Origin of the sequence: Actinomadura darangshiensis (assembly GCF_004349235.1) — a bacterium.
GTDB lineage: Bacteria > Actinomycetota > Actinomycetes > Streptosporangiales > Streptosporangiaceae > Spirillospora > Spirillospora darangshiensis.
The window spans coordinates 1-11,938 of sequence record NZ_SMKY01000275.1 but is presented as its reverse complement, the minus strand read 5'-3'; the positions used below and the strand labels follow the sequence as shown (position 1 = coordinate 11,938).

The following is an 11,938-nucleotide window of genomic DNA, read 5'->3' as shown; positions in this document are numbered from 1 at the left end:
GCCCTGACCCGGCGGCGGGCCCTGCCCCGGAGGCCGGCCCGGCGGGGGCCCCTGCGGATTCTGCGGCGGACCCTGCGGACGGCCCTGTCCCGGATACCCCGGCCCCGGATACCCCTGCCCCGGATGTCCCTGGGAACTCGGCGGCGGGGACCCCGGACCCGGAGAACCCGGGGCCGGGGAACCCGTCCCCCGGTTCCCCTGCTCCTGCCGATCCCATTCCGGTCGACCCGTCACCGGCGTCCTCCGCATTCCGGCGGCGCCTTGCTCTGATGGCCCGCACTCCGACGCCCACGAAGAGTACGGCAAGTCCGCCACCCGTGATGAGCAGCGCGAGACGTCCGTAGCCGCGCACGGTGACGGTGATGTCCTCGCCGGTCCCGTACGTCCGGCCGGAGTCGGGGAGCTGCAGCTCCAGGTGGACGAGGAAGTCGCCGTTGCCCGCGGCCTGCGCGGGGATCCACCGCTGGGCCCGCTCCCCGGGGCCGAGCTCGATCACCGAGTCGTCGGGCTCCAGCCGTCCGAGCTGCAGCTTCGCGGTGTTCTCCGAGGTCACGACGAGCCGGACCTTCACCGCCTGGTCGCTCAGCGTGTTCTCGACGAGCACCGGCAGCTTGCCCGAGCTGCCGCCCATCAGCACGCGTCTGTTCTTGGCGGGGACGACGCGGACCTTGTGCATGTCCGCCTGGAGTTCGTCCTCCAGGGCCTTGCGGGCTCGCTTGGCGCGTCCGGGCGACGTCCGCCAGGCGACCGACTCCAGCCGCAGCACGGCCCGCTCGTAGGAGATCTTCACCGGCCCGGTCAGCACGGCCTGGAACGCCGCCGCCCGGCCGGCGATCGCCTGGGTCTGGTCGAGGTGCACGTCGCCGAGCTCGTACTTCTCGTACTCGTCGGGGTAGCCGTTGAAGACGCGGCCCTGCGGCTTGGCCGACTCGATCTTGCTCAGCGGCGTCTCGCGCAGCCAGGCCGCGCCCTTGGTGTAGGTCAGCAGGTTCTTGGCGAGCCCGTCGGCGGGGTCCCAGTGCCGGTCGGGGGCGACGACGAGGGTGCGCTGGACCTGTGGCGCCTCGGCCGCGATCATCGCGGTCTCGGCGAGGAACCGCTGCTCGGTGAGCAGCGCCCCCGACGCCGACCCCGACCCTTCGCTGACGATCTGGTTGACCGTCTCGTCGTAGACCAGCGTCTTCTTGGTGCCCGCGTGCGTCTGGAGCGTGGTGGTGGCGTTCGGCAGCGCCGGCGGCGCCGGGTTCTGGAACTGCGAGCTGCTCATCAGGAACGTTCCGTCGCCCTTGACGGCGTGCTTGGCGAGCTGGTCGAGCGTCCCGGGCCCGCCCGCGCCCGTCGCGGGCCAGGCGGCGTGCGCGTCCGGCGGACGGCCGAGGACCTGCGTCGCGACGCCGGTGTTGCGCTCGTCGAAGGCGACGCCGATGTCGCGCGGCGTCTTGTGCCGGACGAGGGCGGTGACGTCGGGGTCGCCGTACGGGAGGGCGAAGTAGGGGTCGCCCTTGGCGGCCTCCTTCAGCGCGGCCAGCCACTCCCCGGCGACCCGGCTCTTCTCCTTCCGGACGCCCTTCTTCGCGCCGGGCGCCTGCACGTAGTAGTCGCCGGCCGCCATCTGCCGCACGTCGTCCAGCAGGGCCGGGTCGATCGCCCAGGTGACCGGTGTGTCGGTGGCGGCCCCGGCCTCGACGAGGCGGCGGAGGCGGCCGCCGGGCGACAGTTCCTCGGTGAGGGCGTCGTCGATGAACGTCCGGTCGTTGGTCCGGTGCATCCGGTCGGCCAGCGGCAGGACCCAGCCGACGGCGACCGGCTTCGCGCGGGTCTGCTTCGGCATGAGCGTCAGGAAGGTCGTCATGCCGCCCACGACCTGCTGCGCGGAGTTCAGCACCTCGACGCGCATCGGGTACACGCCGGGGGTGCCGCCGGGGGCGCGCAGCCCGAGCTGCTCGGCGCTGGTCCGGAAGCTCCAGTTCTGCTTCACGCCGGGCGCGGCGGCCTCGGCGAGCCGCTGCTGCTGCGGGAACACGTTGGGCAGCGCGGTCGCCTGGCCGTCCGCGAGCTGGTCGAGCTGGCTGCGGCTGGTGACGGGCTGGGCGCTGTAGCGCAGGCGCGCGGTGAGGCCGGGCAGCTGGTGGTCGGTGCGGTTCTTCGCCGCCCCGGAGATCTCGATCTTGGACTTGGCGCCGACGGTCTTCGGGGTGATCTTCGTGAGGGCCAGCGCGACCTGCGAGCGCCCCTGCGCCTTGGCCGGGACCCGCGTCTGGACGCCCGCCTCGGCGGGGGACGCCAGGGCCGCCGGGGTCGCCATCGCGAAGCAGGGCAGCAGTGCGGCGAGCGCGACCGCGCGTTTGACCGTCCTCACGCCGCGCCCGCTCTCACGCTGTGTCCGCCCACGTTCCGTCCGGCGCCGCTAGGCCCTCGGTACGGCGGGCGTACGTTTCCCGCACCACGGCCCCGATGTTAGTCCGATCGGGCCGTGCGGGGCGCCTTCGCCGGTGCCCGGGCCGGTTCAGGTGGCCACGCGGGCGGGGCTGGACGGCGGGGCGGCGAGGTCGACGGGTTTGGCGTGGCAGAGCGCGTACAGGGAGCCGGCCCTGATGCCGAGCGCCGTGGACGCCTCGCCGGTCGCGGTGTAGACGACGTCGTCGGCGGGGAGCCCGTCGACGAGGCGGTGGTCGATCAGCAGCGGCATCGAGTCGGGGAGGAGCAGCGGGCAGACGAGGCCGGCCGCGTACTCGGTGACGGCGTTGACGACGTTCGCGTTCGCCGGCCGGACGGTGCGGGCGCCGACGCTGAGCCGCACCGCCTCCGCGGGCGGCCGGACGCCCGCCGGGAGGATCACCCCCGCCAGGAAGCGCGGGCCGCGGCGGACGCTGTCGCAGGCGTAGACGCGCGTCACCAGGCACCGTTCCGCGGGCAAGCCGAGCGCCTTGGGCAGTTCGTCGGCGTGGGCCATCGCGACGGGCAGCCGCACGATCTCGTGCACGGCCTCCCATTCGAGCAGCGCGCGGTGGATGGCGAGAGCGTCCTTCATGATCGGCTCCATCCCGCGGGGGTGTGTCCCCGCTCACCCCCGGATGCGGTTTCTGTCTCTTCCCGTGCTTCGCACACTCTGTGGGGGATATCCCCACATACCCGAAACGACTGGCCTAACCCGCGTCATACGTCACGTAAAACCCTCACGACGCGCCTCTGCCGCACCTGCGGCGGACCGTGGCCCTTTTGGATCCCGCTACCGTTGTCGTGCGGGAGGCTCACCGGGTCGCGCATGGCGTCGTCGGAGTGTCCAGAACGTAACCCGGGGATCGCGGCATGTGAAGGGTCTCGTCCTCCTTCGGCCCCGAAAGGACTCCCGTGCGGACCCCGGGCGATCTCCAGAAAGTCCTTTGTCAGCCCGTCAACCAAGGAAATACGCTCGATGGCCGTGCCTGACCAGAACGTGACCCCAGAGTCCGCGCGGCGCACCGCGCTCGCCGAGCTGCTGCGCGGGATCGCGCCCGTCGCGGGCGAGCTCGGCGCCCGGTTCGCCGCCGCCGGTCACGAGCTGGCGCTGGTCGGCGGGCCCGTCCGGGACGCGCTGCTGCGCCGTCCGAGCAAGGACATCGACCTGACCACCGACGCCCCGCCCGAGCGCACCCTGGAGATCATCCGCGGCTGGGCGGACGCGCACTGGACGATCGGCATCGAGTTCGGCACCGTCGGCCTCCGCAAGGACGGCGTCGAGCTGGAGATCACCACCTACCGCAGCGAGTCCTACGACCCGAAATCCCGTAAACCGGACGTCTCATACGGGACGTCCCTCGTCGAGGACCTGCGCCGCCGCGACTTCGCCGTCAACGCGATGGCGGCCCGGCTGCCCGGGCACGAGTTCGTCGACCCGTTCGGCGGCCTCGCCGACCTGCAGCGCAAGGTCCTGCGCACGCCCGGCCGGCCGGAGGACTCCTTCAGCGACGACCCGCTCCGCATGATGCGCGCCGCCCGGTTCGCCTCCCAGCTCGGCTTCACCGTCGCACCGGACGTCGTCCGCGCGATGACGGACATGGCCGGCCGCATCGAGATCGTCTCGGCCGAGCGGGTCCGGGACGAGCTGTCCAAGCTGATCTGCGGCCGGTACCCGCGCGAGGGCCTGGCGCTCCTCGTCGAGACGGGCCTCGCCGCGCACGTCCTGCCCGAGCTGCCGAAGCTCCGGCTGGAGATCGACGAGCACCACCGGCACAAGGACGTCTACGAGCACTCGCTGATCGTCCTGGAGCAGGCGATCGCGCAAGAGCAGGACGGGCCCGACCTCGTCCTGCGCCTCGCGGCCCTGCTGCACGACATCGGCAAGCCGAAGACCCGCCGCTTCGAGGCGGGCGGCCGGGTGTCGTTCCACCACCACGAGGTCGTCGGCGCGAAGATGACCCGCAAGCGGCTGACCGCCCTGCGCTACCCGAAGGACGTCATCAACGACGTGTCCCGCCTCGTGGAACTGCACCTGCGGTTCCACGGCTACGGCACCGGCGAGTGGACGGACTCGGCCGTCCGCCGCTACGTCCGCGACGCCGGCCCGCTGCTCACCCGCCTGCACAAGCTGACCCGCGCCGACTGCACGACCCGCAACAAGCGCAAGGCCGACCGCCTGCGCCGCACCTACGACGACCTGGAAGAGCGCATCGACCGGCTGGCGCAGGAGGAGGAACTCGCCGCCATGCGCCCGGAACTCGACGGCAACGAGATCCAGGACGTCCTCGGCATCACGCCCGGCCCCCTGGTCGGCCGCGCCTACACGTTCCTCCTCGACCTCCGCCTGGACCGCGGCATGATCGGCAAGGAGGCCGCCACCACCGAACTCCGGACCTGGGCCGCCGCCCAGGGCATCCTTCCCGAGGACGAAGCGTGATCTCGCTGCAGCTGGGGCGGATGAGCCCGCGGGAGGCGGAGCGGATGCTCGCGTTCGACCGCGAGCACATCTGGCATCCGTACGCGCCCATGCCCGCGCCCGCGCCCGTCCTGCCGGTGGTGTCGGCGGACGGGGTGCGGCTGACGCTCGCCGACGGCACCGAGCTGATCGACGGGATGTCGTCGTGGTGGGCGGCCGTGCACGGGTACAACCACCCGAAGCTGAACGCGGCCGTCACCGGGCAGCTCGGGAAGATGGCGCACGTGATGTTCGGCGGGCTCACGCATCCGCCCGCCGTCCGGCTCGCCGAGCGCCTGGTCGAGATCACGCCGGAACCGCTGACGAAGGTGTTCTTCGCCGACTCCGGGTCGGTCGCGGTCGAGGTCGCGATCAAGATGGCGCTGCAGTACTGGCGGTCGCAGGGGCGCCCGGAACGGCACCGGCTCCTCACCGTGCGCGGCGGCTACCACGGCGACACGTTCGGCGACATGGCCGTCTGCGACCCGGTCAACGGAATGCACCATCTGTTCGGCGACGTCCTGGCGGAGCACGTGTTCGCGCCGCCGCCCCCGCTCGGGTACTCGGCCGAGCCCGGCGAGGCGTATCTGGACGAGCTGTCCCGGTTGGCCGCCGAGCACGCGGGGGAACTCGCCGGGATCATCGCGGAGCCGATCGTCCAGGGCGCGGGCGGCATGCGCTTCTACGCCCCCGAGTACCTGCGCGCCCTCCGCGACATCGCCGACGAGCACGGCCTGCTGCTGATCCTGGACGAGATCGCCACCGGGTTCGGCCGGACGGGCGAGCTGTGGGGCTGCGACCACGCCGAGGTCCTCCCCGACATCATGTGTCTCGGCAAGGCCCTGACCGGCGGATACATGACGATGGCCGCGACGATGTGCACCGACCGGGTGGCCGAGGGGATCACGTCCGGCGAAGCGGGCGTCCTGATGCACGGCCCGACGTACATGGCGAACCCGCTGGCCGCGGCCGTCGCCTCGGCGTCCATCGACCTGCTGCTGTCCCGCGACTGGCGGGACGAGGTCGACACCATCGAGGCCGTCCTGACCAGCGAACTCCAGGAGGCGGCCGCGTTCCCGGCGGTGGCGGACGTCCGCGTCCTCGGCGCGATCGGCGTGGTGGAGGCGCGCGAGCCGGTGGACGTCACGTCCGTCCAGGAGATCGCGATGGCGCACGGCGTGTGGCTGCGCCCCTTCGGCAAGCTGATCTACACGATGCCGCCCTACGTCTGCACGGACGACGAGGTCCTCCACATCGCCGCCGCCCTCAACGCCGTCGCCGAGTCGCTGTAACCGTCAGCGGAGGGCGTGGGCGGGGCGGCGGAGGCGGGTCGCGGCCGTCCGGTAGGCGACGGCGCCGGCCGCGTAGGCGGCGACGACCGCGAGGAGGGTGAGGGGGGCGCGGCCGTCGGCGGGCAGCCAGGTCGCGGCAGCGGCGGCGGCCGCGGCGAACGTCGCGTTGAACAGCATGTCGTAGACGGCGAACACGCGTCCCCGGTAGGCGTCGTCGATCCCCTCCTGCAGCGTCGTGTCGACGCACAGCTTCACGCCCTGCGACACGACGCCGAGCAGGAATGCGCCGGCCGCCCAGGGACGCTCCGTGAACGGCATCCCGAGGACGAGCAGGCTCAGCGCCGCACCGCCGAGCAGCCACGCCACCCACGCCTGCTTGCTGATCCGCCGCACGACCGGCGGCGTGATCAGCGCGGCGGCGAAGTATCCGGCGCCGGACACGCCCAGCATCAGCGCGAACGTCTCCAGGCCGCGGTCGGGGTCGTCGGCGAAGTGGCTCCGGCACAGCAGCAGCGTCATGATCAGGACGATGCCGTACAGGAACCGGTGGAAGGAGATCGCGCCGAGCGCCAGCGCCGCCTGCGGCCGGCGGGCGATGTGCCGGGCCCCGTCCAGCAGGCCGTTCAGGACGCCGCCGAGCGCCTCGACGATCCGCGGCAGGTCGGCGCGGGGCACCCCCGGCAGGACGTCCTCGGGCGGGTGCGGGCCGAGCAGCCGCCGCGGCAGCGTCGTCGCGACCGCCCCGGCCAGCAGGAACAGCCCCGCCGCGACCACGAGGATCAGCGCCGTCCCGTCGTTCCCGGCGCCGAACAGCCGGCGCAGCAGGTAGCCCGCGCCCGCCCCGGCGAACGCGATGATCGTCCCGGACGTGACCGTGAACGCGTTCGCGGTGACCAGTTGGTCGCGCCGGACCACGTGCGGCAGCGCCGCGGACAGTGCCGCGAGGAAGAACCGGTTCACGCCGAGGACGACGAGCACGCCGAGGAAGAAGCCGAGGCCGTCCTGCCCAGCCGCGACCAGCGCCGCGACGAGCAGCACGAGCAGGGCGCGCAGCGCCGGCGTCCACACGAGGATCTGCCGCCGCTGCCACCGGTCGATGAAGACCCCGGCGAACGGCCCGAGCGCCGAGTAGGGCAGCAGCGTCACCGCGAACGCCGCCGCGACCTTCGCCGCCGTCGCCTGCCGCTCGGGCGAGAAGAACACGTAGCCGGCGAGCGCCACCTGGAACACGCCGTCGGTCAGCTGCGACGCGAGCCGCGTCCCGTAGAGCCGCCGGAAGTCCCGCCCCCGCAAGATCTCCCGCAACTCACCCGCCCGCATCGGATCAGGTTATGCGCTGTCAGTCGCCGCTGAGCCAGAGGCGGGTGTAGTCGTAGGCGGCTGTGGTGGGCAGGAAGAGGGCGTTGTGGACGCGGGAGGAGCGGAAGATGGTCTGGGCGCGGTCGAGGAGCGGGACGATCGCGGCGTCCTGCATGATCTTCTGGTCGGCGTGCTGCCAGTAGCCGGCCGCGTGGTCGGCGTCGGGGGCGGTGAGGGCCTGGTCGATGAGGGCGTTGACCTCGGGGGCGTCGTAGCCGCCGTAGTTGGTGGAGTTCTGCCCGTAGGTGCGGCCGTCGAAGAGCGGCTGGATGATCGAGCGGCCGTTGTTGCCGTACCAGTCGGGGACCCAGCCGGGGGCGGCGATGTCCCAGGCGCCTTCGCGGGCGCGGGCGGGCGTGCCGAGGGTGCCGGAGTAGAAGGAGCCGCCCGAGTCGGCGGTCAGCTCCGTCTCGACCCCGCAGGCGTCCAGGTTCTCCGCGATGGACTGGGCGATGAGCTTGTGGACGCTGTTGGTCCGGTAGGGGAACTTCAGCGTGAGCTCAGAGTGGCCCGTCTTTCCGAGTAGTTCGCGGCATTTGGCGGCGTCGCCGGACTCGCCGGGCGTCGGATAGTGGTTCACCTCCGCGTACCCGGAGTTGCCGGGCGGGATGACCGTGTGCAGCGGCCGCGCCACCGCCGGCCCGCCGACGATCTTGATGAGGGCGCTGCGGTCGATCGCGTACTCCAGCGCCTGCCGCACGGCCCGGTCGCCGAGCGCGCCGCCGTTGCTGGGGCTGCGCGTGTTGAACACCAGGTACGGGCTGTTGTTCGGCGTCTCCCGGATCGCGAACCGCGGGTCGTCGCGCAGCCGCGGGATCGCCGGGGTTGGGACGGGCTGGTCCCACGCGAGGTCGGCGGTGCCCTGCTCGAGCTGCTGCTGGACGGTCTCCGGCGAGTCCTGCCCGAGGGTGATCCGGATCTTCGCGACGTGCCGCTCGCGGAGCGGGTCACCGCCCGCCTGCCACGCCGGGTTGTGCCCGAGCAGGTAGGAGATGCCCGGCTTGTACTCGGTGATCTGGTACGGGCCGTCGGAGATCGTGTGCTGCCGGAACTCCGCACTGTCCGGGACGTACCGGTCGTACTCCCGCGGCGCGGCGGCGGTGAACGGCAGGGAAAGCAGGTTGAGGAAGTCGCTGGCGGGGCTCTTCAGCTTGAACACGAGCGTCCGGTCGTCCTTGGCGCGCACGCCCGCGATCTCGTGGTCGCGCTGATAGGCGGCGATCGCCCCGGCGTTCTTCGCGTCGACGGAGCCGAAGCCGCGGCAGAACTCGTCCATCCCCTTGAGCGTCGAGAGGAAGTAGCCCTTGCCCGCGGACGGCGACGCCGGGTTGCAGAGCCGTTCGAAGCCGCGGACGAAGTCCTGCGCGGTCACCTGGCGCGGCGGGCTGGTGTTCCACCGGACGCCGTCGCGCAGCCCCACCGTGTAGGTGCGGCGGTCCTTGCTGACGCCGCCGTTCTCGCGGGTCGGGATCCGCGCCGCCACGTCGGGGCGGACGGGGATCGTCTCCTGGAAGTCGTTGGACGCGCGCGTCCCGAACAGCGTCCGGGCGAAGGTGCGGGCGAGCCCGTACGCGCCGACGCTGGCCACGGAGGCCGGGTCGAGGTGCTCGACGTCGGACGAGCCGACGACGCGCAGCGTGCCGCCCTGCCGGGTGGCCCCCTCCGCCGTCGCGCCGTCACCCCCTCCCGTGCATCCCGCGAGCCCCACCAGGAGGCCCGTCAGCCCTGCGGACACCTTGAACATCTCGCGTGCCGTCACGTTCTCACCTCGAAGACTCGGAACCGGACGCGCAGTTACCGGCGGTGTCACAGTAGGGCCAGAGCGTGACAAAGGGCCGGGACATCACCGTTTTCTCTACAGAAGTAAGGACGCCCTGACAGTGGGATGTCCACCGTCAGGGCGTCCTTTGGAAACTTTGTGATCAGACTCTCAACCGCTGGTCAGTGCGCTGGAGCTCCGCTCCGGGCGCCGGTCAGCGGTCGAGCTCGCCGCGGATGAACTGCTCCACCGCGTCGTGCGCCTGGTCGTCGTTGTACTGCTCGGGGGGCGACTTCATGAAGTACGAGGACGCCGACAGGATCGGGCCGCCGATGCCGCGGTCCTTGGCGATCTTCGCGGCGCGGACGGCGTCGATGATGACGCCGGCGGAGTTGGGGGAGTCCCAGACCTCCAGCTTGTACTCCAGGTTCAGGGGGGTGTCGCCGAACGACTTGCCCTCCAGCCGGACGTAGGCCCACTTGCGGTCGTCCAGCCACGGCACGTGGTCGGACGGGCCGATGTGCACGTCGGCCTTGGCCATCTCGTGCGGGATCTGCGAGGTGACCGACTGGGTCTTGGAGATCTTCTTGGACTGGAGCCGCTTGCGCTCCAGCATGTTCATGAAGTCCATGTTGCCGCCGAAGTTGAGCTGGTACGTGCGCAGCAGCTCGACCCCGCGGTCCTCGAACAGGCGGGCCATCACGCGGTGCGTGATGGTGGCGCCGACCTGGGACTTGATGTCGTCGCCGACGATCGGCACGCCCGCGTCGGTGAACTTCTGCGCCCACTCGGGGTCGCTGGCGATGAACACCGGCAGCGCGTTCACGAACGCGACCTTGGCGTCGATGGCGGCCTGGGCGTAGAAGCGGTCGGCCTCCTCGGACCCCACCGGCAGGTAGGAGACCAGGACGTCCACCTCGGCGTCCCTGAGGGCCTGCACCACGTCGACCGGCTTGGCGTCGGACTCCTCGACCATGTCGAGGTAGTAGTCGCCGAGGCCGTCGAAGGTGTGGCCGCGCTGGACGGTCACGCCGGTCGGGGGGACGTCGGCGAACTTGATGGTGTTGTTCTCGCTGGCGTGGATGGCCTCGGACAGGTCCATCCCGACCTTCTTGGCGTCCACGTCGAACGCCGCCACGAACTCGACGTCGCCCACGTGGTACTCGCCGAACTGGACGTGCATCAGGCCAGGGACTCGCTTGTCGGGAGTCGCGTCCTTGTAGAACTCGACGCCCTGGACGAGCGAAGAGGCGCAGTTGCCCACACCCACGATGGCTACGCGCACCGAACCCATTCCGGTCGCTCCTTCTCTGTTACGGAACATGTGGTGTTTCACCCGCCCCCGATGGCGCGGGGCCGCAGGTCAGCGGCCCTCGTCCCGAGGCATGTCCTGATCAATTCGCTTGGCTGACTTGGCTTGCCGTGCTTGCTGCTCCTGCTCGGCCCGCTCGCGTCCGATCAGCTCGTTGAGCCACCGGACCTCGCGCTCGACCGACTCCAGACCGTGGTTCTGCAGCTCCAGGGTGTAGGAGTCGACGCGCTCGCGGGTCCGCGCCAGGGCGGCGCGGACGCTCTCCAGGCGCTCCTCCAGCCGGCTGCGCCGGCCTTCGAGGATCCGCAGCCGGACGTCGGCGCGGGTGTGCGAGAAGAAGGCGAAGTGCACGCCGAACCCCTCGTCCTCCCACGACGCCGGACCGGCCTCGGTCAGGAGCTGCTGGAGGCGCTCCTTGCCGTCGGCGGTGAGCTTGTAAACGATCTTCGACCGGCGGCTCTGCAGTGCCAGGGGGGTGTTCGGCTGCTCCGGCCGGTCCTCCATGATCAGCCCGTTGGCCAGGAGCTGCTTGAGGCACGGGTAGAGCGAGCCGTAGGAGAACGCGCGGAACATCCCCAGCAGGGTGTTGAGCCGCTTGCGCAGCTCGTAGCCGTGCATCGGGGACTCGTGCAGCAGCCCGAGCACGGCGAGCTCCAGCACGCCCGCGCCCTTCTTGGCAGCCATCCGAGTCCCCCTTCCGCGGAGCCGATGTCTCGATCCGATGTATCGAGCGAATGTATCGGCTCGATACATCGACAAGATACGTAGCCCGGCCCGTCCTGGCAAGTGGCGATCTACCTGGAGGTCTCCGCAGCTAGATCGCAAATGCGGCGATTTCAGGGTGTATGTGGTGGAAATGTGTCAAAGTTGCGGCTGGAACCATCCGGCCGCGACGCCCGTACCCCATCCCGGAGACACACTCCGGAGCGGTAGCCGAGCAAGGAGGATCCGCCGCCCTGCGGGGGGCGCTGACCGGCCGGAACGTCCCTCGATGTGCACGCGCTCCCCCCGCTCACCAGCCCGCACAGTACTCTTCGGACGGCGCACGAGCCGCAACAAGGCCGGGGAGCCATCCCCGGCCCTCGGTGACAACCGTTGTCCCCTGTTGATGAGGTCGCGTGAGTAATCCAAGCCAGCCCCGACCGGAACCCGGGTCGCAGAGGCCGGGCGGGCAGCAGCACCCCCGTCCCGGCGACTCCGGCGAATCCGGCCTTCCGGGTGCCCACCGCGAGTCCGCCGGGTCGAACCCGGCGGACCTTTCCGGCACGCCACAGAACCCTGGCCCGCCGGGGACGCCCTCGGAAGGCCCGGGCCTCATGGGC

The 11,938-nt window shown here is 71.4% G+C and carries 8 protein-coding genes; 2 read left to right on the top strand and 6 right to left on the bottom strand.

The features are described from left to right. The coding region (locus tag E1293_RS47985) for a DUF6049 family protein (protein WP_165978562.1) at positions 1-2,359 on the bottom strand (2,359 nt) is incomplete at its 3' end. A gap of 147 nt (positions 2,360-2,506) precedes the next feature. Beyond that, entirely contained in the window at positions 2,507-3,031 is a 525-nt protein-coding gene (locus tag E1293_RS37350) for an aminoacyl-tRNA deacylase (protein ID WP_132203252.1), read from the bottom strand. 384 nt (positions 3,032-3,415) lie between these two features. Between E1293_RS37350 and E1293_RS37345 the strand changes: the two genes are divergently transcribed. Together E1293_RS37345 and bioA are read left to right on the top strand one after the other, a co-directional pair. Then, the gene (locus E1293_RS37345; protein WP_132203250.1) at positions 3,416-4,876 is read left to right on the top strand and encodes a CCA tRNA nucleotidyltransferase; all 1,461 of its coding nucleotides are present in this window, start codon (positions 3,416-3,418) and stop codon (positions 4,874-4,876) included. Continuing rightward, complete coding sequence (gene bioA, locus E1293_RS37340; protein ID WP_132203248.1) at positions 4,873-6,186, top strand: adenosylmethionine--8-amino-7-oxononanoate transaminase; 1,314 nt, start codon at positions 4,873-4,875, stop codon at positions 6,184-6,186. The genes E1293_RS37345 and bioA overlap by 4 nt, the downstream gene beginning before the upstream one ends. 3 nt (positions 6,187-6,189) lie before the next feature. On the opposite strand, the gene E1293_RS37335 is transcribed toward bioA, so the two are convergent. From E1293_RS37335 to E1293_RS37320, 4 genes are all read right to left on the bottom strand, one after another. After that, a complete protein-coding gene (locus tag E1293_RS37335) occupies positions 6,190-7,506 on the bottom strand; it encodes an MFS transporter (protein WP_132203246.1) in 1,317 nt (438 codons plus the stop codon). A 19-nt stretch (positions 7,507-7,525) separates the two neighbouring features. Next, positions 7,526-9,304 (bottom strand): ABC transporter substrate-binding protein, encoded by a 1,779-nt coding sequence (locus E1293_RS37330; protein ID WP_243717120.1) that lies wholly within the window; start codon positions 9,302-9,304, stop codon positions 7,526-7,528. Between the two features lie 214 nt (positions 9,305-9,518). After that, positions 9,519-10,598, bottom strand: coding sequence for an inositol-3-phosphate synthase (locus E1293_RS37325; RefSeq protein ID WP_132203244.1), 1,080 nt, complete (start codon positions 10,596-10,598; stop codon positions 9,519-9,521). Positions 10,599-10,667: 69 nt separating this feature from the next. Next, the gene (locus E1293_RS37320; RefSeq protein ID WP_132203242.1) at positions 10,668-11,300 is read right to left on the bottom strand and encodes a PadR family transcriptional regulator; all 633 of its coding nucleotides are present in this window, start codon (positions 11,298-11,300) and stop codon (positions 10,668-10,670) included. Positions 11,301-11,938 lie beyond the last annotated feature (638 nt).

Excerpts from the sequence above, each read along its gene's own strand:
- E1293_RS37350 (WP_132203252.1), bottom strand. The coding sequence starts at position 3,031 with ATGAAGGACGCTCTCGCCATCCACCGCGCGCTGCTCGAATGGGAGGCC.
- E1293_RS37345 (WP_132203250.1), top strand. The coding sequence starts at position 3,416 with ATGGCCGTGCCTGACCAGAACGTGACCCCAGAGTCCGCGCGGCGCACC.
- E1293_RS37335 (WP_132203246.1), bottom strand. The coding sequence starts at position 7,506 with ATGCGGGCGGGTGAGTTGCGGGAGATCTTGCGGGGGCGGGACTTCCGG.
- E1293_RS37325 (WP_132203244.1), bottom strand. The coding sequence starts at position 10,598 with ATGGGTTCGGTGCGCGTAGCCATCGTGGGTGTGGGCAACTGCGCCTCT.
- E1293_RS37320 (WP_132203242.1), bottom strand. The coding sequence starts at position 11,300 with ATGGCTGCCAAGAAGGGCGCGGGCGTGCTGGAGCTCGCCGTGCTCGGG.